This is a genomic window from Corallococcus sp. BB11-1 (assembly GCF_026626625.1).
In the GTDB taxonomy this organism is placed as follows: Bacteria; Myxococcota; Myxococcia; order Myxococcales; family Myxococcaceae; genus Corallococcus; species Corallococcus soli.
This window is the reverse complement of the sequence record NZ_JAPNJY010000022.1, coordinates 156,444-179,563: the sequence shown is the minus strand read 5'-3', so window position 1 is coordinate 179,563 and position 23,120 is coordinate 156,444. Positions and strand designations below refer to the sequence as shown.

The window sequence follows — 23,120 nt, the reverse complement described above, 5'->3', positions numbered from 1 at the left end:
CCACTCAGGGATCCGGGGGCCTTCTTCGTGCCCGGCGCATCAGGCCAGGTCGAACAGCAGGGCCTCCAGCGGCTCGGAGGCGGTGAGCACGAGGCTCGACTCGTCGGTCACGGCGACGCCGTCACCGGCCTTCAGCGCCACGCCGTTGAGCGTGCCGGTGCCCCGGGCAATCTGCACCCAGGCGTGACGCCCCTTGGGCAGCGTGTACTCCGCCTTCTCGCCCGGGCTCAGGAGCGTGCTGTTGAGGATGACGTCCTGGTGCACGGTGAGGCTGCCGTCGCGGGCGTCGGGGCTGGCCACGACACGCCAGCGTCCCTGACGGTCCTTCTCCGGGAAGAACTTCTGCTCATATTTAGGCTTCAGCCCCTTCTTGTCCGGGATGATCCAGATCTGGAGGAAGTGGACGTCCTCGTTGGAGCCGTTCATCTCGCTGTGCATCACACCCGTGCCGGCCGTCATGCGCTGCACCTCACCGGCGCGCAGGAGTCCCTGGCCTCCCGTGCTGTCCCGGTGCGCGATGGCGCCGCTGAGCGGGTAGGTGATGATCTCCATGTCCCGGTGCGGGTGCGTGTCGAAGCCCTCGCCGGACTGCACGCGGTCCTCGTTGATGACGCGCAGGGAGCGGAAGCCCATGTTCTCCGGGTCGAAGTAGCTGGCGAAGGAGAAGGTGTGATGCGAATCCAGCCAGCCGTGGTTGGCGTGACCGCGTGCTTCGGAGGGGCGAACGTTCATCATGGTGTGTGCTTCCTTTCGAGACACAACATGCGCTCCGGAAGCCCCCCTGACCAGACGCGAACCTCGGGACACATCGTTCCATCCACGGAACGAAACGTCCGCACTGTCTCAGCGCTTCGCTCGCTTGGAGGCTTCCTGGTTGTGGGGCCAGTGCTCGCGCAGCACCTCCACGAACGCCATCACCTTGGGCACGTGGTGGCGCGTGGGCGGATAGACGGCGTGCACCGGCGCGCCCGTGGAGCTCCAGTCCGGCAGCACGCGCTGGAGCCGCCCGGACGCCAGGTCCTCGATGCACTGCTGGCCCGGGATGAGCGCCACTCCGGCGCCCAACGACGTCACCGCGCGCAGCATGTCCGGCTCGTTCATCACCAGCCGCCCGGAGACCTTCACTTCGACCGAACGCCCGCCCGCGTGCAGCGTCCAGACGTTCCCCTGCACCAACTTGCCGAAGAAGAGGCAGTCATGCTTCTCCAGGTCGGCTGGCGTCTTCGGCGCACCCCGCGCCTGGAGATACCCCGGCGAAGCCACCACGAGCCACTCGATGTCCCCAGCCGCCGTGCCATCAGCGATGAGTCCGGCAGCTTGCCGGCGCGCACCGCGAGGTCGAAGCCCTCCTCCATCAGGTCCACCGCGCGGTCCGTACAGAGCAGCTCCACCTGCACGTCCGGGTACTTCTCCATGAAGCGCGCCACCAGCGGCGCGAGGAAATGGACGTACAGGGGTGTTGTCACGCGCAGCAGGCCGTACGGCCCCGCCTGCAGGCGCGTCACCGCCAGCTCGGCGGCCTCCGCCTCCGCGACGATGCGCTCGCAGTGCGCGTAGTACGCGCGGCCCACCTCCGTGAGGTGCAGCGTGCGCGTGGTGCGCTGGAGCAGCTGCGCGCCCACGCGCTCCTCCAGTTCGGACACCTTGCGCTCACGGTGGACTTGGGCATGCGCAGCGCCTTCTCCGCCGCCGTGAAGCTGCCCGCCTGCACCACCCGGGCGAAGACGAGGAGTTCGTTGAGGTCCATGGCCGTGCCCTCGCGCGGAGAGGTGACTGTCCCAGCGGTGGAACAGTGCTTCCTATCGGTCCCGTCTAATCCGGAACGTGGGGGGCCGCTACCTTACGCCTCGTTGAAACACACCGCCGCTAGCGCGGCGCTCACGACAAGGAAGACGACCATGGCCACCACCGCCTGGAACATCGACACCACGCACACGGGCATCCACTTCAGCGTCCGGCACATGGTCGTCGCGAAGGTGCGCGGCAACTTCACGAAGTTCGGCGGTACCCTCACGCTGGATGACGCGAACCCCGCGGCCTCGGCGGTCTCCGTCTCCATCGAAGCGGCGAGCATCCACACCGGCGTCGAGCAGCGCGACAACCACCTGCGCTCGCCGGACTTCTTCGACGTGGCGCAGTTCCCGGCCCTCACCTTCCAGAGCACGAAGGTGGAGCCCGCCGGCAAGCACCTGAAGGTGACGGGCCAGCTCACCATCCGCGGCATCAGCCGCGAGGTCGTCCTGGAGGCCGAGCAGTTGGGCATCGCCAAGGACCCGTGGGGCAACACCAAGGCCGCGTTCGAGGCGAAGACGTCCATCAACCGCAGCGACTTCGGCCTGACGTGGAACCAGGCGCTGGAGGCGGGCGGCGTGCTGGTGGGCGAGAAGATTGAGATTGCCCTCGAGGTCCAGGCCGCCCAGGCGCAGACGGGCGAGAAGGCGGCCTGAACCCCGAAGCCCGAAGTCCTACTCGACGTCGAAGGACGTCAGGACGAAGTGCACATCGGACTCCGCGCCCGAGCTGACCGTCGCGGTCGCCGGACGCGCAATGTCCGTGCTGAAGGACACGCCCGCGGCCGCCGTCAGGTCCACCTGGTAGGTGCCGGGCAAGAAGTACTTGAAGTCCGCGACGTACTGGGTGGGTGTGCGGGCGGTGAACGCCATTGTCTCGCGGCTGCCGTCGGCGTTGATCAGCACCGCGGAGAAGCTGCCCAGCTGCGTCGGGCCCAGGGGCAGCGACACGCTGCCTGCCTCCAGCGTCACCTCCACGTTGCCGGAGAACTGGAGGTCCGCGCCCTTGATGATGGGGCGCATGACCCACCGGCCGGAGCCGCCGGCTTCCTTGCCGAAGCTCTGCGCCACGTCGAAGTCCACCAGGATGACCTTCTGGTCGTCATCGCTGGTGATGGTGACATCCGCGTCCTTGTCGAACTTCACCTTCAGGCCGGAGCTGCTGGCGCTGGGCATGTGCAGGTCGCCATCCACCTGGGCCCCGTCGGGCAGGCCCTCGTAGTCGCGGGAGGTGGCGAAGATGCGGCTGCCTCCGTCCCCCTTCACCTGGATGTAGCCGCCGGTGATGACGAAGCGCAGCTCCTTGTACGTGCCCGCCGGCACCTCCGCGTCCTTCACCAGGTCCGCGGTGTCGTTGGCCAGGGTGATCAGGTCGGTGGTGACGGGCTCGCTCAGGAGCACCACGTCGCCCTTGCCGTCCTCCCCTCCGTCCACGCTGCCCTTCAGGTACACCTTCGAGATGGTCACCACGGCCTTCTCGAAGGTGTCGCCCGGGGCGTCGGTGAGCTTCAGGGTGACATGGGCCTTGTCGCTGTCGCCGCCGGCCGCGCGCCCGACGCCTACTGCTGCCGGAGGAGGCCCTCCATGCGGATGCGGCTGGCGCAGGATGTGGAACTGGAGGCCGACGGCCGGCGAGAGCTGACGGTCCACATCGACCTGGCGTGGCCATGAGCCTGACGATGATTTCGGACCTCCTCGCCGAACTGGCTCCCCGCCTGGCCGAAGTGCCGCTCCTCTACGGCAGTGACCCGCAGGCAGTCGCGGAGGAACTGGCGCTCAGCACCTGGGGCCTGAAGGCGGTGGAGTCCGAGCCCAACCTCATCGACGTCGCGATGCTGGGCCTGCTGGGACGGCACCAACTCGTCGTGCACCAACTGCACGGCGCGGCGTCACAGCATGCAGCGGTGGTTGATCTCCACGCGCTCCCCGACACGCCGCCCGCCCTTCTGCGCCAGCCCTGGCTGCTGGAGGTTCGGCACCCTGACGAAGGTGCCCGCCTCTTCGGGGATACTCTCTCCCTGTCCGGGTACACCCTGGACGGCACCACGTTCCTTCTGGGGCTGCTCGGCGACGGGAGTTCCGTCCTCGCGTCCTGGCGGCCCCGGTGGACGGGCGAGGACCTGGACGAGGGCCCTCGTCGGGAGCGCTCCCTGCTCATCGACGAGGGACACGAGCCAGCGCACGCGGCCTGGGCGCGGGAGGCCGCGCGCTACGCCGTCATCTTCGGTTTGCTCTTGGAGGCCGAGGGCTCACGGCTCTGAATCGAAGAGGCAGGTCAACGCGAGGCCCATGAGGGCCTGCCGGTGCGAACCGTCTACCTGCGTGGCCCCGTAGCTGTCCCGGCGGTGTTGTCAGAGACTGGCTTCGCTTGGCGCGGCGAGGTGGAGCGCCAGGCGCGCGGGTACATCAAGCGCCAGCGCCAGCGCCATGGGCCCTGGCTTTCCCTCGCCCGGTGGAAGTACGTCTCGAAGCGCTCCACGTGGCGATGGGTGCGGCCAGGGCGTCACGGGCCATCGTAGTCCTCGATAAAGTCGGGATGGTACCACTCGGCGACAGGCATGAATTTGAACCCCTCTGCCTCCCAGCCTCGCAGTTGGTCCACCAGGGACGAGTGGAGGAGGAGGGTGTAGAGGAGTTCGCCCAGTCGGAAGATGAGCCGGCTCTCCAGGGGAATGGCTGCGAGCGCATGCTCATCGAGCACGAGCTTGCCAATCGCCAACATCTCCCGGGGAGAGTAGAAGAGGCCCTTCGTGCGCTTCTTGTCGACGCAATAAATCGAGCGACAGACATGGAGCCACCAGAACCTCTGGACCTCCCCGCTTTCGACGGAGACGTCCGCCAGGAGAAACTGAAGCTGGCTGATGGCAAGAGGCTCAAGGAGGGACTTGGCCCGGGCGGAGAGCAGGGGCTCACAAGAGCCCTCATAGGCAGGGAAGGGTTCCTTCGGGAGCACTCCTGTGCGGATGCGTAGCTTGATGGGTTCTGTCACGAAGACTGGGCGCTGTTGCCAGGGGACTCCAACAAGCTGCTTCTGGGGGGGCGGTCCTTCGCGCTGCATCCATTGGTTGAGCGAATCGCCCATGAGCATGAAGTAGTCGTTCTGCATATTGGCATGTGGCTCGTGTGGCTCGTCGAATCCATCGAGCTTGTGGCCGAGGCTGGTGTCAAGCAATTCCGAGGTGTTGATCCTGATGTGATGGTCTAGTGGATTATACCTATTGGGTTGTGTTTGTCGGTGCAGGCGGGAGATTCCCCCTGAAGGAACTTGCCGCCTTGGGGCGGGCGTAGCTGTGCTGCGGCCCTCCATGTCCGACTTCCGCGAGGCTGTTGAATCGATTTCGGAAGACCAATGCTCCGAGCATCCAGGCTTCGCCGCCGCTATTGCCTGTACTCGTTGCGGCACTTTCACCTGTGCCTTCTGCGCCTCGTCCGGAGCGGGTCTGTGCTGGCGGTGCCTCCAGGCAGCTCCAGAGCTGGCGACGTGCTGGGCCCGGCTCGCAGCAAGCCTTGTTGATGGTGCCGCGCTCTTGCTCCCGTCCCTGCTCCTGGGCGTGCTTCGGTGCCTGGCGCTGCCGGGCGAGGCGGCGATGAAAGCGCCAGCTGTTTACGTTCCGGCGTTCCTCGCGTTGCTCGTGCAGGCGAGCTTGATTCGAGGCACTGGGGCGAGTTTCGGCAAGAGGCTCTTGGGCATTCGAGTCGTCCGACGGGATGGCCTTCCAGCGGAGGCGTGGCGGATCGCCCTGCTGAGGAACGCGCTCCCGATGGCGCTCTGCGGCTACTGCGTCTGGTTCGGCCTCGTGGATGCACTCTTCATCCTCGGGGAGGAGCGGCGGTGCCTTCACGACTGGGTGGCCGGCACCCGCGTCGTGAAGGCACCTCGAGCGCAGCGCTCCGTCGCTGCGCATTTGGCGACTGACTGAATCGTTGGGTTCGAAGTCCCTTCACCGAGAGGGATGATTGAGAGGCGATGACATGGCAGGAGTGGTGAAGTCCGGGCGCCCCAGGTGGTTGGCCGGGCTCTTTTGCGCGGTGATGGCGCTAGCGTTGGGGTGTGCCCGGCACGCGTGGAGGCGGGACGACGTCATGACGTGGGAGGGCTGCTGCGAGGGGGCCGACGCGTGCCTCGCGCTCCTGCAGGAGGCCCACAGCCCAGACACCGGTGAGAAGTGGCTGCCGCCGGAGCAGGCGTGTGCTGCCTGGAAGCTGGGGCGAGCGGAGAAGGACGTCGTCCCCCAGCTGGTTCAGCTCCTTCGTCATGCTGACCGTCGAGTCCGCGGCGGTGCGACCCAGGCGCTGGCGGCTATGGAAGAGAAGGCCAAGGGCGCCGTGCCTGCGCTCCTCGACGCGTATGCGCGGGAGCCTGGTGGGATGGCCCTTCACGCACTCTCCTCACTCGATGACGAGCGAGCCGCTCCAGCCATCGTGAGGCACCTCCTAGCGTCGCGCATGTCGACGCTGGAGCACCTTGGGCCGACATTGGGCCCGGTGCTGTTGGATGTGCTGGAGAATCCAGAGTCGAGCTGGGAGGCGCTGGCTCGGGTGCGCTACGTGCTCGCCCGGCGCGCCTCCTCGCACACGGAAGACGTCGTCCCCCGCCTGCGGATGCTTCTCGCTCGCGAGCTGGCGGAGCCCATTCTCCGGCGACCACCAGGGGCGTCCTGCCCGGCAGCCCCAGCGCCAGGCTGCGAGGTCATCTTCGACGGGTGCACCCCGCGCGCGGCCTACGTGGCGTCGGTGTTGGCGGCCCACGAGCGCCGAGGGGCGGAGGCGGCACCCGAGGCACTCCAGGCGTTACAACGAGCGGATGTGCGCCTCACGCCCGTGGCGCTGCAGGCGCTGGTGGCCTTCGAGAGTCCTGCAGCGGTGCCCCTCGTCCTCCAGCAACTCGCCGTGCCTGAATGCCGTGCCCAGGCGCTCACGAGCCTCGCGTCCCTGGGGCCCGTGGCGCGGCCGGCCGCGACGGAGCCGCTGCTGCGGCTGCTGGCCACGGGGGAGGAGGGATGGGAGCGCGCGCGGGCTGCGGAGGCCCTTGGACGCGTCGGAGATTCAGCCGCCCTCGGAGCGTTGCGCCAAGCGGTGGACGCGCCGCACAGCGAAGTCCAAGCCGCGGCGGTTAATGCGCTGGGCAGCTACGGCTTCCGGGCGCATGCGGAGGAGCTGAAGCCGCTGCTCCAGGGGGTGGTGGCGACGCACGCCTCTCCGGTGGCGCGGAGCCACGCGAGGTTGGCCCTGGATTGGCGCTCCGACCAGGAGGTGCGGCCGGCGGACTCCATCGACTGCGCCCACCTCATTCCAGGACGAAGTGGGGAGTGGACGGTGTGCGAGGGGCATACCTCCGTCCAGTTGCACTGGGACAAGCCGAAGGCGCCCCCGAATGGGAGTCCCTGTGCAGCCGTGCCTGATGGGGACTCGGCGTCCGTCCTCGAAGCGATGGGGGAGGCCTGCCTCGTCGGACGGGATGACGGGGAGTTTGGCGGCACGCTAGAAGTGCACGAGGCCGGGCGGGTGACGGTGCTGGAGGAGCCACACGCCAACCCCCTGCAGGCGGTGCGGATGCACGGCACCCTCGTGGTGGTGGAGGGCCTGGCACACCTGGCTGGCGGTGCGGGGCGCCTGGTGCGTGTCGACGAGTCCGAGGGGCGGTGGCGTGCCACGCCTTGGGTGACTCTCCCAGGTGCGCCGATGGCATACGCGCTGGATGAAGCGGGGGACCTCGTCGTGGGGACGACGAATCAGCGACTCGATGAAGTCGTGTGTGGCCGGGCTGGCGCATTCGCTCCGGCCCACGTGCTGCGCGTCACGGTGGAGGGGCGCCTGGCCCCCGTCGAACCGGACGGCCGGCCCTGACGCCACCGCACGGGAAAGGGCACCCCTCCCGAGTTTTCATGGTCCGTGACGCCGGGCTGTTGTTGTTACCTCTGTCGCGGAGGTCTGCGTGACGGCCCGAGTCGGTGGGGCGCACCGGGCGAGGATGTGCTTCCACCCATTGCGCGCCGCCGCGGCTTCACGGACGAGTTCCGCCATCTTGCTGACCGAGACACGCTCATCGGATGGCGCCGCGCAGGCCGCGTACTCCTCGGCGAGCGCTATGCGCGCCTGGCGGTTGCTGCCGGCCTCGAGGACGCGGCTATACGCCTCGCAGGCGTATGCGAACGTCTCACGCTTCCAGAAGTCGATGTCGAGGAGCCACTCGCGTCGGCGGGTCTCGGGCAGGCCCACCGTGCGGCGCTTGCAGTTGTGGAAGACATGGGCCGCCTCGTGCACGAGGTAATCGGCGAAGGGGGACGCCTCGTCGAAATATGCGAGGGAGACGTAGCATGTGGTGTGTTCGCTGAGGCCCAGGAGTTGGGGCGCCTCTGGCCCCAGCAACTCGACGCCGACGCTGAGGAGGTAGAGGTTGGCCAAGTCCCACGCAGTGCTCAGCCAGGAGGACTCCAGCAGGACTTGGGCGATGTTGGCCGGAGTGAGGAAGACGACGGACTTCTCCAGGAGAGAGAGGACTGCGCCCTGTTCCGAGGCGGGGAAGAGGCCGCGCACCATGGGCTCCACCTTCCGCCGGGTGAGGGGGACGATGTCGAGGCCCCGGAGTCGCTCCTCGGCGGCAAGGGTCGCCGTTCGTCGCTGCACCTCCACCACGAGGGCTTGGCGAAGCTCCTCATGCGCGCGTCGCTCCCTCTCGATACGGTCGCCTGGCCAGACTCGGCAGTGCGCGTCGTGCTCACCTGTGCTCAGAAAGTGCCGAACCTCGTCTCTCGTGCCCATGAAGGGACGTAGATCAGCCCCTCGCAACGAAGGTCGCAACTTTCGAAGTGAGGAGCTGTGGGGCCTGTTGCTTCGTCGCGATGGCGTACCTCACTCCTCCTCTTTCGGGGCGAAGCGCGTGGCGGCTTCGGTGGCGCCCATGGCCGTGAGTTCTCGGTGGACCGCGCGCATGAAGAAACGAGCCCGGCTCGGGATGCCCGCGTCGCGCCAGGCCTTGTCCACGGCCGCCAAGTCCTCCGCGTCGAAGGAGAGGGGGATGACGCGCTTGCCGTCCTCGCGCACCTTCACCTCGCGCTCGGGACGGGGGCCCACCGGCACGCGTCCGGCCTCTGCCTCCCGAATCTTCCACTTGAGGTAGGGGATGTCGCTGCTGCCCGTCGGGCGCCCCACGATTTCGCGGTACTTCGCCTGCAACGCCTCCAGCGACATGCCGGCGAAGCGCCCGTGCTGGCTGGCAGGCTGCGTGCCCTCGTCCGACGTGGCGGTCCGTGCGGCAGGCGCCGGAGGCGCGCTGGGGGTGGCGGCCGTCGCCCGGCGGGTGGGGCTGCGCCGCTTCTGGGCGGCGAGGGACTCCTCGATGCGGCGGATGAGGACCTTCTTGTTCGGGCTGCGCGTCTCCTCGCCCACCACTTCGCGGTAGCGGGCGCGCAGCTCCGTCAGGTTCATGGACTCCAGCTTCTTCGTCTTCGGTGCGGTGTTACGGGGCATGGCGGTGTTTTCCTTTTCGGGCCGTGGGTACACGTCTGCCGTTCACGAGGGCGGCCCGGCGGCCCTCATGCGCGGCTGCCCCGCTGGGCGGGGCGTCGGTGGTGAGTGGGGGGACTACGTGCTGCGGGGGCTGTTGGCGGCGCGGATGCCGGCTTGGTAGGCCGCTTCGAGGGCGTCCCTCAGTTGCCACACCGCCACCTCGTGGATGTCGAGGCTGTCGCTGTTGCGTGTCTTCAGCGTTTCGATGTTCATCTCCTCGCGCACAATGCGCTTGAGGGTCTCTGCGGGCGCCTGGGCGGGCTTCGAGGCGTTGGCGGGGCGGGGCTTGCGGGGTGTCATTGTTTTGTCCTTTCGTGCGTCTTGGACGGCGCGCGTGAGACATACGCGCTCTGTTTCGCGCGCATGGCAAGTCATTGTGCGCTGGGATTGCGCAGGTGCGCGAAGCACTCCAAGTCGACGGCGCGCGGGTCGACATGCACGAAGGAGGTGGTTCCGTCCGGGTGAATGGGAGCAGCGTCGATGCAGTCCTCGGCCGTGACGCCCCCGAGGCGCGCCAGCTTCTCGTCGTCATTCACGTAGTAGTCGTCCGCGTCCGGGTTGGCGTCTGGGCGGAGGCCACCGCGCAACACCGCGAAGATGCGGACCTTCTGCCCCCGGAGGCCGGGGATTTCGTTGCTGAGGTAGGTGGTGTCGGTGCCGATAAGCATATGTGTCTCCCTGGCGCGCAGTGGGGTGGCGCGCGAAGACATACATGCTCTGTCTTCGAGACATATCAAGTCGAGGAGAGAGGGATTCGGGACACCCCTGGGCATGGCGGGCGCAGGGGGTGTTTGCTGGCAGTGTATGCCTATTGACTGGACTTTCCCGGGGCGCGGGGCTGCTCGTCGGAGGGGCACCGCGAGTCGGAGGCCCTGGGGGAACCATCGCTCGCGAGTCTCCTGCGACAGGGGATGCACGGCCACCTTTCTGGCGCCGCCCCCCTTGGGCTTGAGCACCGTGTGCAGGCGCCCGCGTTGGACCAGCTCGGCATGGAGGTGGCCGACGAGGAGCCGGTGCAGGTGCCCGAAGCTTCCTGGTGCCGGATGCGCCGGCTCGCTCTCGGCGGCGCGGATGAGAAACTCGGTGGAGCGGCAGGCGGGGCAGGGAGGGAGCTGGACGAGGCCGTCGTCCACGTCCTCCCGACGCGCGACGCCGACCTCCAGCGTGTCGAGGGAGAGGCGATTGCTGCTGCCGCACCGGGCGCAGCGCTGAAGTACGTCCTCGGTGGTGACTTCGTGAATGGCCATGGGGGCGCCCTTACGCGACAGCGGTGTACGAGCCGAACCAGTACGTCGCGGCGAGGCCTGGGAGGGTTTGGTGGCTGTAGAAGGCGAAGCCGTCTCTGTCCGGCACCATGACGGTGGGATTGCCGACGAAGCTTCCGGCGAAGGCGTAGGGGCTGAGGGCGATGGAGGAGGGCGCGGTGGGGAAGCGACTGCGGAACGTCACCGAACCGCCGCCGGACAGGTTGTCGTGCGCGGCGGTGTCACTGTTGCTGTACTGGAGGCCGAGCCGGCCCACCTCGCGCACGCTGCCCGCCAACTCGAAGGAGGTGTTGCTGGCGGTGCTACTCAGCGGGAGTCGCAACGTGCGCGTCCAGGAGGCGAAGGTGGCGGTGAGGCTGGCGTCATGGAGGAACTCGGCCTCGTTGCGTGAGAGGCGGAAGCCGCCCGCCGCCGCCCCGGTGGTATCGCGGGCCCAGGCGCTCCCATTCCAGGCGGCGTTGAGGGTGAACCACACCGAGTCGCTGTCGGCGTAGAGACGCAGCCGCGCGGCTGCGCCGCCCGCGCCCTGGGTGTCGAGGAGAAGGACGCGACCTGCGCCCAGGACGGGCTGAAGGATGGCCTTGTGCTGGCCCGCGGACGTCTCGTTGCCGCGGAAGTGCCCGCCGCTGAAGGCCCCGAGGACTTCGGCGAGGGCGGCTTCCACGGTGCCTTCAGTGAGGAGGTCGCCCGTGTCCGCGACGGAGACGGCGGAGGCCGCGTGGGCCCCCGCTCCCTGGGTGACGTGCCCGTTGAGGAAGCCCAGCAGCGCGGCCACCTGCTGCCGCAGGCTACTGGCAGGAAGGGAGTGGGGCGTCCCGGCCAGTGCGTCTCCTCCGACACGAGAGGCGCCGGGACTGTTCGCCGTCGTCTCGCCGAGGCGGGTGACGACCTCCTGGAGTTGAGCCTGCACGCTGGTGCTGCTGACGTAGCCATGGGGCGAAGCGCCGATAGCGCTGGCGTGGTGGGCCCCGGTCGCCGCGCCCTGGTGGGAGTTGACGAAGCCCAGCAGCGAGGAGAGCTGCGCGTCCACGGTGCCTGCCGGCAGGAGGTTGGGGGTGCCGGGCACCGCGTCCGCGCCCACGCGGGAGGCACCCGGTGTGCCAGCGGCGGCCGAGGAGAGCTTGTCCGCGACTTCGTCCACGGCCTCCTGCACGGTGGTGGAGGTGATGAAGCCGTGGGGCGCGCAGTCCACGGCACCGGCCCCGTGTCGCCGGGCGGCGCCGGAGAAGTGGCCGGCCAGCTCGGCGTCCACCTCGTCCAGCGTCGCCTGCACCGTGTCCGCGCTGGGACTCAGGACGTCCCAGGTGCCACTCTCCACGGCCACCGAGGTGCCCCGGGCGAAGATGAAGGCTTGGCGGCGGGAGGTGTCCAAGTCCGCGGCGAGAACCTGCGTCTGCCCCGGGCGGCGCCGGACGTCGCACAGCAGCAACTCGTCGGGCTGGAGGGCGGGCTTGGGCGCCTGGCCGACGGGGCCCTCCGGCGCCTGGCGCACCACCAGCTCGAAGGACTCGTCGCGGCGGAAGTACACCTGCTGGGAGTTGCCGTCCGTGCGCGGCTCCGACAGCAGGCGGGTGAATCGCAGGAAGACGCCCAGCCACCGCTCGCTGCCGGCGGTGGAGACATCGGTGGGGATGCCGGACAAGTCCACCGCGCAGTCCACCGTCTGGCCGGTGCCGAAGAAGATGCGCTGGCCGAGGTTGTCGTAGGCGCGGGCCGGGGCCGTCAGGTCGACGGAGAGGTTGGGCACGGGGGAGTGCGGCGCAGGCACGGCCCCGGAGATGACGCCGTGGACGCCCAAGTCCGAGGCGAGGTTTCGGTCCGCCTGCTCCAACTGCGCGAAAGCCAGGTCCAACTCGGCCTCGCTGACACGTTGCCTGAAGAAAAAATCCAGCCGGTTGCTCATGCCTGCGCCCTCCAGAGGAAGGCAAAGGCAGGGCGCGAGAAATCGGGGACATGCCGGGCGGGCGTCAGTGCAGCGTCGTCGTCTCGCCCAACTCGCTGAGTCCCAGCTCCCAGTGCTCCGGGAGAATGGGCGGCAGGGGCTCCACCAGGTTCACGAAGTGGGTATGTGCGGGCTTGAGGTACTCGACGAGGGTGCGCAGGCGCTGGCGCTCCGCGGGCGAGAGGAGACGCGCCACCTCGACGTTGAAGGCGTAGCGCGCGAAGCGCTCGGAGGGGCCCAGCACCCAGTCCACGCCCAGCTCGGACTCGCCCAACGAGAGGGTGTCCGAGGCGAAGGGGGAGATGGCCCGCACCTCAACTCCGAGGAAGAAGCGGATGGCGTTGCGCAGGCCCAGGGCCGTGCCCTTCTGCTGGTACATGTCCACGAGGACGCTGGCCAGGCGGCGCCGGGCGAGGACGTCCAACTCGAGCGCGAAGGGGTTGCCCAAGTCCTGGAGGATGGCGTCCAGGAAGGGCTCTGGCGCGCGCTCCAAGTCAAAGACGTCGGGGAACGCGTCCAAGTCCGCGAGGAGCAGGTCCGTCACTTCCTGGAGGCAGGAGATGAAGCGGCGCAAGTCTCCCGTCACGTCGTCGCGGCGGTTGTGGCCCGGCAGCATGTCCCAGAGCTGGAAGCTCCGGGAGGGCGGCCGGGCTGGCCGGAAGCCAGGAAAGGTGGCGCGGTGGTAGGGGGCGAGCACCGGGTTGCCGTGTGTGTCCGTCACGCCCTCCACGCGCACTTCGTACACCACGTCTGGCGTCAGCTCCGTGTCGAGGACGAGGTGGACGAGGGGGCCGTCTGCCGCGGCCTCAAGTGAGGCCACCGGGACTGCGGGGGCGCCACGAGGCGTGAAGGTGAAGTGCGCCGTGGGCGACACCCGAACGTCCTCGTCGAAGGCGAGGCGCACGGACTTCGGCCCCACGGCCTGCGCGCCCACGAGGGCGCGGGGCCGTCCTGTCCTCCACGGTGAAGGTGTACGTCTCGTCGAGGAGGTGCGCGGCGCCGGCTGTGGCCGAGACGACGCGCACGGAGACGGAGGCCTGGCTGGCCAGCGGCACCGCCGGGTGCAGCACCACGCGCAAGGTGTCCGCCGTCTGCGTCACCTCCGCCAGAGGCCCCGTGAAGGCGGGTTGCACTTTGACGTCAGCCCCTCCTTCGAAGGCGAGGAATCCGTTCACCCAGACGCGCGTGGCCGCCCGAGCAATGCCGTCCGCGCCGATGTCCACCAACTCCAGCTCCAGCTGTTGCTGAGCGAAGTGGTTGATGGAGATCTTGGTCGCGACGAGCGCGCTGGTTGCCGGGAAGGGATGTTGCAGGCCGCGCGGAGTCCAGCAGCGAGCCGGATTCTGGCGTGCCACGCTGCGTGAGGTAGTCCGCGGGGCTCTGAGAGGACGGGGCGCGGCGGTGTTCGCCAGCTCGCGTGCGAGAAAGGTGACCTGGAGCGTGCGCCAACACGCTCACAGGTCGAGCGCCCCGCTTGACGTGTGAGAGAGAAGCGAGGCACCCAAGGAGTCGTACGGACGCGCGTCGGCGTCAAGTCCTGGGCGGCACAGATGCCGTCCGTGTCGGCGGTACGCCCGGCGAGCTGCGCCGCTTGCGGCGCGGCGAGCCGCCCTGTGGGAGGGCCGCTGGGGCTTCATGGGCATGGCAGCCGGAGCCGCCAGGTGCGCGGGCCGCTGGACTCTGGCGCGTCGCCCGTGCTCGTAGAGCTGCGCGTGCGACGCTACCGCTGCCGTGCGTGCGGCGTGTCGCAGACGGTAGTGCCCGCGGAGGTGCTGGCCAGGAAGCTGTATTCGCTCGCGGCCATCGCCTGGGCGCTCGCCCTGTGGGGCCTTGAGTCGCTGACGGCTGCGGCGGTGCGCGGGCGCGTGAGTCCGTGGGACGTGGTGGGGCCAGGGAGCGCCGGGCGCTGGGATGCCCTCTGCCGCTGGGCCAGGGAGGCCAGGCGCGGGACGCTCCTGTGCTGCGTGCGGCCGGCGCCCGCGGACTGGACGGCGCGAGCGGTGGCCGCACGAGCGGCGTCGACAGTCGCCGCCTTTGCGCTCCCGGCGACGGGACCGCCATCTCTGTCCGCCTGTGCCTTCCGGGGAGCCGAGCGCGCTCGCTGAGGGACTCGCTTCGCAGCCAGCGGCTCGCCCCGCTTTAGAAGTCCGTCCCACCCGACAAGCCCCGTCCTCGAAGACCTGCCTCCGGCGGGACGGTAGGCGTCTGCTCTCCCAAGAGGCCCATGCCGGGATGTGGGGGCGGTACGGGAAGTCCGCGCAAAATGAAGAGCCTCACCCCGAAGTCCCACGCCGAGGCGGTGGCGGTGTTTCGCCACGGAGTCATCGGCGTCCTCACCCAGGCTCAGATGGACCGAGGCCAGCTCGCCTCGGCGCTCGAGTCCCTCGCCCAGCAGCGCTTCGTGCCGCCGGGCGCCAAGGCGAGCCACTGCTACTCGGCGGCCACGCTCGAGCGCTGGTACTACGCGTACAAGAAGCGCGGCCTCTCAGGCCTCGCCCCGCGCGGCCGCAGCGACAAGGGCCGCGCCCAGCAACTCTCGGCGGCCCAGCGCGAGTTGCTGCTCGACATCCGGCGGGAGTACCCGTCCGCGTCCGTGACGCTCATCCTGCGCACGCTCGTCACCGATGGCCGGCTCGAGAAGGACGCCGTCTCGGCGACGACGGTGCGCCGCCTCTTCTCGGAAGCAGGACTTGACCGCGTCGGGATGCGCGATGGCAGCGGCACGAAGACGCGCCTGCGCTGGCAGGCCGAGCGCCCCATGGCCTTGTGGCACGCGGACGTGTGTCACGGGCCTGGACTCACCGTCGGGGGCAAGTCGCTGCCCTTGCGCATCCACGCGCTGCTGGACGACGCGAGTCGGTACGTCGTGGCGTTGGAGGCCCACCACACTGAGCGCGAGGTGGACATGCTTGGCCTCATGGTGCGTGCCCTGCGCAAGCACGGTCCGCCGGACGCTCTCTACCTGGACAATGGCGCCACGTACCGGGGCGAGACGCTCGCCACCGCGTGCGCTCGCATCGGCACGTCGCTTTTGCACGCTCGGCCCTACGACGCCCCCGCCCGCGGGAAGATGGAGCGCTTCTGGCGCACGCTGCGCGAGGGCTGTCTCGACTTCCTCGGGCCCGTCGCCTCGCTGCACGACGTCAATGTCCGCCTCTGCGCCTTCCTCGACGCGCACTACCACGTCACGTCGCACGCTGCCCTCATGGGTGCGACACCGAAAACCGTCTTCGAGGCCGCTCCCCGGGCGCCCGATGGCTTCGACGAGGCGAAGCTGCGCGAGGCCCTCACCACCCGCATCCGCCGACGCGTGCGGCGCGACACCACCGTCGCTGTCGATGGTGCCGACTACGAGCTCGACGCAGGCCACCTCGCCGGACGCCTCGTGCACCTGTGCCGCTGCCTTGTCGACCTGGGCGAGACTCCCTGGGCCGAATTCGAGGGCAAGCGCTACACCCTCCACCCAGTCGACGCGGTGAAGAACGCGCGCCGCAAGAGGCCGCTGCGTCGGCCTCCCCTCCACGACGAGACGTACCGGCCACACCCCGCGTTTGACCCGCCCCGCGCGCTCCTCGACCGCGCCGTCGGGCGTCCTCCTCGGCATCGCGATGGAGGTGCTTCATGACGCCCGCCTACGTCACCCACTTCGGCTTCTCCGAGGCGCCCTTCTCCAAGGAGATTGCCGACGCGGACCTCTGGCTGCCGGCCTCCAAGACGGACCTCGTCGAGGAACTCTGCGAGGCCGTACGCGAGCGGCAGAGCGTCATGCTGGTGGGCGAGCCCGGCGTCGGCAAGACGTGCGTCCTGCGCGCGCTCCGCCACCGGCTACCCCTGGCGGGCTTCCGCCTCACCTACTGTCACAACGCCACGCTGGGCCGCCGCGACTTCTACCGCCAGCTGTGTCTTGCCCTCGGGCTCACGCCCTCCGCCACCGCGGCCTCTGTCTTCTACGCCGTGTCCAGCCACGTGGAGGACCTCGGTCGCGAGCGCGTCCACCCCGTCTTCCTCCTCGACGAGGCGCACCTGCTCCACCAGGACGTGCTCGACCACCTCCACATCCTCCTCAACTACCAGTGGGACTCCAAGGCGCTCCTCTCCCTCCTCCTCGTCGGCCTGCCCGAGCTCGACTCGCGGCTCGCGATGCGCCGTAACCGCAGCCTCGCCTCCCGCCTCGCACGCCGGCTCACCATCGACGCGCTTGGGCCCGATGACACCGCGGAGTATCTCCGCCTGCGCCTGAAGAACGCGGGCTGCGAGCGAGAGCTCTTCGCCTCCGACGCGATGGCGATGCTCCACGAGGCAGCCTCCGGCGCTCACCGCGACATCGACCGGCTCGCGACCACTGCGCTTCGCGAGGCCGCGCGTCGCAAGAAAAAGCTCGTCGAGCGCGACGTACTCGCACGCGTCCTCGATACCGACGCCGCCGCTCTGTAGGCCGGTCCCATCACCGAGCGCGCTCGCTGACGCTCGCGCTCGGTGATGCCCATCAACCAAGCGGATCGCTCGTCCATCAACCAGCTCGCCTCGCAACACCAGCGCGGAGTCGATAGGGACGCCCGCCTCGTCAGGGCCCGGAGCGCGGTTGAGGAGGAGAGGGCGGCACGTCTCGGCGAAGAGGGAGACGGTGTCGACGTAGAGGGCGGGTAGCTCAACCGTGGCCATGGGGCTTCCTCACGGGGAAACGAGCTCCAGGCGGACGCCCACCGTGTGGACGCCGGAGAGCTTCGAGACGTTGGCGACCAGGTCCGTGATGAGGCGCTCGCGGCCCGGGCGCCCGAGAGTGCGGGCGTACTTCACCCCGTCGACGGCGAGGGACGCTTCCCAGGCCAGGCCCGCCGGGGCGCCTGCAGGCACACGGAAGCGCAGGGCGCAGCGGACGAGCGCCGCGTCTGTGACGTCCACGGCTTGCGTCACCTCGGCGAAGTCCCCAGGGGCCAGCTCGAAGAAGTGCCCAGGCTCCTCGTCTCCGAGGACGAAGAGGTATTCACCCGAGGCGGGAGTGGTCCGCTGGGGCCGAATGCGTCCCTGGCCGAGGCCCACGCGACTGGTGAAGGCGGTGAGGGCCATGGGCGTCACACCTGCCGGGACAGCTCGCGCGAGTCGAAGTAGGCCCGGCGGGTGACGTCCTTCACCGCGAAGCCGAAGCCGCCTCGTCCGGAGGTGAGGGGCTGGCTGCCGGAGTTGATGCCGAGGGCGTCGTCGATGAAGTCGGCCATGCCCGGCACGGGCTGCCAGTCAGGGGGCGTGCCGAGCGGGTGCGCGGACAAGTCACTCTGGAGGGCCTTGAGTACGACGTCGCCGTTGGCGTTGACGATGACGTCCAGGCGCAGGTGCAGCCAAGTGCCCTGGGCGAAGCTGGCCGAGGACTTCAGCAGGACACCGGGCCCATCCGCGTCGGGCAGGCCCGTAGCCACCACGCCCTTGCGCAGCACCACCCGGTGCGGCTCGTCGTCGGAGAGGCCCAGCAGGTAGGCGGAGTCGTTGACGGAGGTGCCCTGGCCGTAGAGGAAGAGGAAGGGGGAGAAGCCGATGGGGCCTCCTCCGGGCCCGCGCTGGAGGCAGCCGCGGATGCTGCCGCCCCGGGCCATGGGGGGGCAGGTTGGCGAAGAGACCCACTGCGCCCTGCGCGGCGGTGAGGGAGTTGAAGGCGAAGAGGAAGTTGCCGCCGCCCGGGGGACGGGCAATGCCCGCCGTCACGCCCCGGTCCACGGTGGCGATGTCCAGTCCGCCATTGAGATAGGTCCAATCTGCGAGTGCCATGGTGTCCTCACTGCGTGGTGTCCGTGGGCCACCCGGTGTCGAAGTCCTCGGTGGGCTGCGTGGTGTTGAAGCGGGCCACGCGCGCCGTCACGTCCTCCCAGCGCCAGGCGTAGGCCTCGTTGGTGTGCCAGTGCTGCTCGAAGTCCTCCTGCGACGACTCGCTGAAGAGGCCCTCCACGGAAGCTGCATCCACCCAGTCAGTGAGGAAGGGCCCTTGGCCCCACGTCTCGACGACGTTTCCCTCGAAGCGGTGCGGGACGAACTGCGCGTGCGGCAGCTCGAAGAGGAAGCCGTCGTTGTCCCAGCCCCGGGAGAAGGCTTCGAAGGCCTCGCGCTGCCCGGAGAAGAAGGCGAGGGCCACGGAGACGTCGGAGAGGGCGGCGCGCTGGCGCTGGAGCGTTTGTCACGAGCGGAAGACGGTCGCATTGCTTGGCGGAGGCAGCTCTCCGCCTCGCGCCGGCCTGCGCGGCGGGTAGGTCGGGCCGTGTCATGTCCAACTACTATGAAGAGGAGACCTTTGGAAGCATCTGGGACCAGGACACTTAGCGGCAGGTGGAGCAGCGCACGGACCCGGATAACCTCTTCTGGGGCCTCTACACGACGACCTGCAAGTCGGCGCTCGGCCTGTAGCCATCTGCCCAAGCCGCGAAAGCACTCCATCAAGCCCGCGCGGGGCTTCGGCGTTGTCTTGGCTGCCCAAAGCCGGAATGATGTCTCCATTCCAAACGGAGGCCCTTGAGCAGCGAGCAAGGACGTCGGGGGCGCGGCACTGGTCATTGGGGGATGCTTGGATCCGAAGTGGCTGCAACAGTTCAAGGAGCGTCATGGCGCTGCCTCCGCGCCGCTGCTTGCCCTCGTCGGCGTCTTCTTCGCGCACTCACCGGAGGCCCAGCGGCTGACGCCAACCCTCCTCACGGGCTTCCCGTGGATCCAGCCTGGGAGCCCGCTGCGCTTCAGCCTCACCTCGCAACAGCGGGCTCTCGTTGACCGAGATCTTCCGCCAAGGATCACATCGGCCTATTCGGAGGATTTCTTCAAGATTGCCTGGGCGCAGGTCGTCGAGCGTGCCGGTCCCCCCAAGCTCGCTATCAACATCGAGAAGGAGCCTCCAGCTCACCTGGGCGCTTTCGCCGAGTGGCTGATGCAAGCGGCGCTCCAGACGTCAGCGGTTTATATCGAGGCAGGGACGGACGACCCGCGCTGGAGCCCCCAGTGGCCCCTCGACCTAGCCTCCCTCCCTTCCCCCGCTCAGCGGCGGAGAGTCGAAGAGCTGATCAGCGACCTGCCCGACGGCACCGACCAGGCCCGGTGGCAACCCCTGGGTGGCACCACGCCCGTGGATGGGCTCTTCGTCCCGCGCACCGTTACGTTCGTTCCTGGAGCCGCCGGAATCCAGGCCCGCAGCCTGGGGGCCTCGGCCCTTGCGCTGGCGTTCGCGCCGCCCAAGACCAGCGCTGCTCGTGCGATGGCGTTCGGTCTTCGCCTCCGCTTCGGCATGGACACTGGAGCCGTGGCAGTGATCCGCGCGTCCGCGAGCGACCGGGATGATTTCTGCCTCGCTTTCATGGCCGAGCTGAGCCGGGGCCGCTCCCTCTCCGAGGCCGTCACCCAGGCGGGGCGCGAGTACCTCCAGCGTCCGCCCTTCCTGCTCACGTCCAGCACGTTCGCGGAACGGTTCCGGCTTCCGCCTCGGGATGAGGCTCGCTCCTTCGACAACCTACGAAAGCTTTCGGATGACCTCGGTCGCCGCCCTGAGCGGCGGGTCCCGGACCTTCCGCCGAACCTCGCCCTGACGCTGGGATTGAAGCAACCCGCCCCGACTTCAGCTGAGCTGGCTGGAGCCGTGCGCGACTTCCTCGTCGCAAGGGGGACATACGGCACCGAGGGCATTCAGGCCACCTACGCGAAGCTCCGCCGCTCCGTGCGCAAAGCGGAACCTCCCACTTCGAGACGTCCCCGGGGATGGGGTGCGAAGTTGTCCACGGGAGTAGGCGCGGGGGTGGACATCTTCCGGCAGCGACATGTCCCGCGGCACCTGCACGCCAACGTGGTCTCCACGGACATAGGCGAAGAGGCTCCCGTCTTCCAGCCTCTACGCGCGGGAGCGTCCTACCGCGTCGACGTACGGCTCGGCCCCGCGAATGAGGATTCGAACTTCCTCGCGACCCCTTTCCCCGAGGAGCACCTACCACCATCCCCGGAGGGGCACACGCTGACGGTTGCCTTCGCGGACCTGTCGTCGGGCCGCCCAAGTCCGCCCCCCCCGAAGAGCGCGCAGGTCCACCTGGGCCCCTCGGGGCCCAGCAGTACGTGTTCATTCCCTTTCATCGCCCCCGAAACGGGCCAGCGCTTCGCGGCGCGCATCCTGGTGATGCACCGCAACCGCATCCTGCAAACCGCACTCCTCTCCGCCCCTGTCGTGGACCCGAAGGGGAAGGACTCGGTGCCCGGTGGCGTGCGGCTGGAACTGGAACTCACGCCGACATCCCATCTGGAACGCCTGGAGGAACGGACCGCGTTCGACGCTGCGCTTGTCGTCAACCACGACCTGGAAGGCACCGCCCGCCTCATGGGGGTGGAGGGTCAGGACATCCGGTGGATCCAGGTTGGGAGTCGGGATCTCGAAACGACCGTGCAGGATATCAAGAACCGGCTCGCACGGCTGACGCGAGAAGAGGACCGCCCGCAGGAGCTGGGTGACCCGCGGCTGATCGCGCTACTCATCATGCTGGCGAACCAGGGGCGGCTCCTCTGGGAGCAGGTGATTGATTCGCCCCGGGTGGCTCTCGGGCTGCGCCATGGCCACCGGATCCAGGTTCTTGAGGCGAAGTGGAGCAGCTTTCTTCCGGTGGAACTCTTCTATGAATTTCCAGCGCCCAACCCCAATGCCCGACTGTGCCCGGACGCGGCCCGAGCCCTGAGGGAAGGCCGGTGCACGGCCTCGCATCACCGTGACGATGAGGCAGCTGCGGACTACGTTTGCCCCCTGGGCTTCTGGGGCCTGACCCGGATCATCGAACGACAGGATGCTTCCGAGGACGCACCCGCGACCGGGGAGGTCGGGCTCCGGCCCATGCCCCCACCCAGGTCTCACGAGATCCCGTTGCTGAGCAGCGGCGTGATCGGCGCCAGCCACCGTGTGGACGAGGTTGCGGCTGGCAGCGTCAGCCAGCTGATGCAGGTGCTCCAGACGCTCTGGCCTGACCGCATGCAGTTGGCGAAGAGCTGGAATGCGTGGAGGTCGACTGTCCAGCGCCTCGACCCGTCCCTGCTCGTGCTGGTGGTCCACACCGCGACAGACGAAACGACGGAACTGCCCACCCTCGAAATCGCGGACGAGTCGCTGGGACTCATGCAACTGCGTCCAGCGCACCTCCGGAGTTCCAGGGCCAGAGATGGGGTGCTGGTGTTACTGATGGGCTGCAGCACCGCGCTTCCTCGCGTGCGCAGCCAGAGCTTCGTTCCCCGCATCCTCAAGCACAGCGGCGGCTCGGCCGTGGTGGTGAGCAGCATCGCGGAGCTCCTAGGCCGCCATGCGGCCCCCACCACCGCCACCCTGCTGGAGAGGCTGAGTGGGCTCGCGAGGCCGGGACCCATCGAAGTCGGGAAGGCCTTCCTGCGGCTGCGTCAGGAGTTGCTGGCGCAGGGAGACCCGCTGGTGCTCTGCCTCACGCTGTACGGAGACACGGACTGGAAGCTCGTCGCCCCCACCGGGGACCTGGAGTAGGACCATGATGAAGCTGGAGATGCTCCCCGCAGGACGCGGCGATTGCTTGATCCTGGAGTATGGGACCGAGGGCCGGCAACACCGCGTCCTGATCGACGGAGGCATGCCGGGCACGGCGAAGGCCCTGCGTTCCCGTCTGCGAGACGCGCCGCAGCCGCACTTCGAACTCGTGGTGGTCACCCACGTGGACCTGGATCACATTGGAGGCATCCTGAAGATCCTCCAGGATCCGGTCCGGCCCTTCACCTTCGGCGACCTGTGGTTCAACGGCTACGGCCAGATGAGACCCTTCCTGGCGGACACGCTCGGGGAAGGGCACGGCCCGGATTTCCTGGAGGCAGGTGGCTCGCCGCGGGACTTGCTAGGCCCCGCGCAGGGAGAGGCCCTGGCGAAGCTGGTTCGCGACGGGCCCTGGAACGAGGCCTTTGGCCATAAGGCCCTGGTGGTCCCGGACGCGGGGGAGCTGCCACGGGTGATCCTGCAGGGCGGCCTGTCCCTGACGTTGCTGTCCCCCACACCCAACACGCTCCGCAAGATGGCGGGTGTTTGGAAGAAAGAGGTCGAAGCGGTGGAGGAGCAGTTCGTCCAGGAGGAACTCGTGGGGTCTCGCTCGATGGCGGATCTGCTGGGCGGCGAACTCGACGTGGAAGAACTCGCCAATCAGCGCGAGGAACTGGACGAAGCGGAGGCCAATGGCAGCAGCATCGCCCTCCTCGCGGAGTACGAAGGCCGGTCCCTCTTGCTGGGCGCGGACGCATGGCCTCAGGTCCTCGTCCCATCCCTCCAGCGGTTGTTGAAGCAGCGAGGCCAGCAGCGGCTCACGGTGTCGGCGGTCCAGGTGCCCCATCACGGCAGCAAGAAGAACCTCACGAAGCAACTGCTGGCGTTGCTCGACACCGAGCGGTTCCTCATCTCCACGGATGGCTCCCGCTTCAAGCATCCCGATCCAGTATCCGTCGCGCGAATCGTCCACCATCGGAGGGGCGTGAAGCTCTACTTCAACGTTCGTTCGGACTTCACGACCCCCTGGGCATCGCCCCTGCTCCAGGGCCGGCATGGCTTCGCGGCGACTTACCCTCCGCCGGGCGCGTCGTTGGTGGTCGACCTCTGAAGCGTCTGAAAGGTGC

21 protein-coding genes and 1 pseudogene are annotated in these 23,120 nt (G+C 68.7%); 9 read left to right on the top strand and 13 right to left on the bottom strand.

The genetic code is table 11. The features are described from left to right. Positions 1 to 39: 39 nt before the first annotated feature. Positions 40 to 735, bottom strand: a complete 696-nt coding sequence (locus tag OV207_RS17560; RefSeq protein ID WP_267556317.1) for a pirin family protein — start codon at positions 733 to 735, stop codon at positions 40 to 42. A gap of 108 nt (positions 736 to 843) precedes the next feature. Beyond that, positions 844 to 1,427, bottom strand: a pseudogene (locus OV207_RS37655) (substrate binding domain-containing protein). Between the two features lie 471 nt (positions 1,428 to 1,898). Between OV207_RS37655 and OV207_RS17550 the strand changes: the two are divergent. Then, a complete protein-coding gene (locus tag OV207_RS17550; RefSeq protein WP_267556316.1) occupies positions 1,899 to 2,447 on the top strand; it encodes a YceI family protein in 549 nt (182 codons plus the stop codon). Positions 2,448 to 2,465: 18 nt separating this feature from the next. Here OV207_RS17550 and OV207_RS17545 read toward each other — a convergent pair whose 3' ends face one another. After that, entirely contained in the window at positions 2,466 to 3,440 is a 975-nt protein-coding gene (locus OV207_RS17545) for a DUF4382 domain-containing protein (protein WP_267556315.1), read from the bottom strand. A gap of 29 nt (positions 3,441 to 3,469) precedes the next feature. Here OV207_RS17545 and OV207_RS17540 point away from each other — a divergent pair, with 29 nt between their 5' ends. Further along, entirely contained in the window at positions 3,470 to 4,051 is a 582-nt protein-coding gene (locus tag OV207_RS17540) for a hypothetical protein (protein ID WP_267556314.1), read from the top strand. A 242-nt stretch (positions 4,052 to 4,293) separates the two neighbouring features. On the opposite strand, the gene OV207_RS17535 is transcribed toward OV207_RS17540, so the two are convergent. Further along, positions 4,294 to 4,962: an imm11 family protein gene (locus OV207_RS17535; RefSeq protein WP_267556313.1), complete on the bottom strand. Its 669-nt coding sequence runs from the start codon at positions 4,960 to 4,962 to the stop codon at positions 4,294 to 4,296. 133 nt (positions 4,963 to 5,095) lie between these two features. Here OV207_RS17535 and OV207_RS17530 point away from each other — a divergent pair, with 133 nt between their 5' ends. Next, a complete protein-coding gene (locus OV207_RS17530) occupies positions 5,096 to 5,710 on the top strand; it encodes an RDD family protein (RefSeq protein ID WP_267556312.1) in 615 nt (204 codons plus the stop codon). A gap of 52 nt (positions 5,711 to 5,762) precedes the next feature. Next, positions 5,763 to 7,637: a HEAT repeat domain-containing protein gene (locus OV207_RS17525; RefSeq protein WP_324291538.1), complete on the top strand. Its 1,875-nt coding sequence runs from the start codon at positions 5,763 to 5,765 to the stop codon at positions 7,635 to 7,637. Between the two features lie 36 nt (positions 7,638 to 7,673). Here OV207_RS17525 and OV207_RS17520 read toward each other — a convergent pair whose 3' ends face one another. The 6 genes from OV207_RS17520 to OV207_RS17495 all read right to left on the bottom strand — a co-directional run bounded on the left by OV207_RS17520 (position 7,674) and on the right by OV207_RS17495 (position 13,440). Further along, complete coding sequence (locus tag OV207_RS17520) at positions 7,674 to 8,552, bottom strand: hypothetical protein (RefSeq protein ID WP_267556310.1); 879 nt, start codon at positions 8,550 to 8,552, stop codon at positions 7,674 to 7,676. Between the two features lie 90 nt (positions 8,553 to 8,642). Beyond that, positions 8,643 to 9,260 carry a DUF2924 domain-containing protein gene (locus tag OV207_RS17515; RefSeq protein ID WP_267556309.1) on the bottom strand — a complete coding sequence of 206 codons (618 nt, stop codon included), beginning with the start codon at positions 9,258 to 9,260 and terminating at the stop codon, positions 8,643 to 8,645. Positions 9,261 to 9,374: 114 nt separating this feature from the next. Next, positions 9,375 to 9,599 carry a DUF6900 domain-containing protein gene (locus OV207_RS17510; protein WP_267556308.1) on the bottom strand — a complete coding sequence of 75 codons (225 nt, stop codon included), beginning with the start codon at positions 9,597 to 9,599 and terminating at the stop codon, positions 9,375 to 9,377. Between the two features lie 71 nt (positions 9,600 to 9,670). Next, positions 9,671 to 10,546: a hypothetical protein gene (locus OV207_RS17505; RefSeq protein WP_267556307.1), complete on the bottom strand. Its 876-nt coding sequence runs from the start codon at positions 10,544 to 10,546 to the stop codon at positions 9,671 to 9,673. A 10-nt stretch (positions 10,547 to 10,556) separates the two neighbouring features. Then, positions 10,557 to 12,467 carry a hypothetical protein gene (locus OV207_RS17500; RefSeq protein WP_267556306.1) on the bottom strand — a complete coding sequence of 637 codons (1,911 nt, stop codon included), beginning with the start codon at positions 12,465 to 12,467 and terminating at the stop codon, positions 10,557 to 10,559. Between the two features lie 64 nt (positions 12,468 to 12,531). Next, positions 12,532 to 13,440, bottom strand: coding sequence for an Ig-like domain-containing protein (locus OV207_RS17495; protein ID WP_267556305.1), 909 nt, complete (start codon positions 13,438 to 13,440; stop codon positions 12,532 to 12,534). 616 nt (positions 13,441 to 14,056) lie between these two features. On the opposite strand from OV207_RS17495, the gene OV207_RS37785 reads away from it, so the two are divergent. From OV207_RS37785 to OV207_RS17485, 3 genes are all read left to right on the top strand, one after another. Further along, a complete protein-coding gene (locus tag OV207_RS37785) occupies positions 14,057 to 14,611 on the top strand; it encodes a transposase family protein (protein WP_420715198.1) in 555 nt (184 codons plus the stop codon). A 158-nt stretch (positions 14,612 to 14,769) separates the two neighbouring features. Next, the gene (locus OV207_RS17490; RefSeq protein ID WP_267554693.1) at positions 14,770 to 16,131 is read left to right on the top strand and encodes a DDE-type integrase/transposase/recombinase; all 1,362 of its coding nucleotides are present in this window, start codon (positions 14,770 to 14,772) and stop codon (positions 16,129 to 16,131) included. Further along, a complete protein-coding gene (locus tag OV207_RS17485; RefSeq protein WP_267554692.1) occupies positions 16,128 to 16,940 on the top strand; it encodes an ExeA family protein in 813 nt (270 codons plus the stop codon). Before OV207_RS17490 ends, OV207_RS17485 begins: the two co-directional genes overlap by 4 nt. Positions 16,941 to 17,177: 237 nt before the next feature. Here OV207_RS17485 and OV207_RS17480 read toward each other — a convergent pair whose 3' ends face one another. The 3 genes from OV207_RS17480 to OV207_RS17470 form a co-directional block, all read right to left on the bottom strand. Continuing rightward, positions 17,178 to 17,573 (bottom strand): hypothetical protein, encoded by a 396-nt coding sequence (locus tag OV207_RS17480; protein WP_267556304.1) that lies wholly within the window; start codon positions 17,571 to 17,573, stop codon positions 17,178 to 17,180. A 5-nt stretch (positions 17,574 to 17,578) separates the two neighbouring features. Next, a complete protein-coding gene (locus tag OV207_RS17475; protein WP_267556303.1) occupies positions 17,579 to 18,094 on the bottom strand; it encodes a hypothetical protein in 516 nt (171 codons plus the stop codon). A 179-nt stretch (positions 18,095 to 18,273) separates the two neighbouring features. After that, a complete protein-coding gene (locus tag OV207_RS17470) occupies positions 18,274 to 18,627 on the bottom strand; it encodes a hypothetical protein (protein ID WP_267556302.1) in 354 nt (117 codons plus the stop codon). Positions 18,628 to 19,053: 426 nt separating this feature from the next. Here OV207_RS17470 and OV207_RS17465 point away from each other — a divergent pair, with 426 nt between their 5' ends. Both OV207_RS17465 and OV207_RS17460 read left to right on the top strand, forming a co-directional pair. After that, positions 19,054 to 21,993, top strand: a complete 2,940-nt coding sequence (locus OV207_RS17465) for a hypothetical protein (protein ID WP_267556301.1) — start codon at positions 19,054 to 19,056, stop codon at positions 21,991 to 21,993. Positions 21,994 to 21,997: 4 nt separating this feature from the next. Next, on the top strand, positions 21,998 to 23,104 hold the full coding sequence (locus tag OV207_RS17460; protein ID WP_267556300.1) for a ComEC/Rec2 family competence protein: 1,107 nt from the start codon (positions 21,998 to 22,000) through the stop codon (positions 23,102 to 23,104). The last annotated feature ends 16 nt before the right edge of the window (positions 23,105 to 23,120 follow it).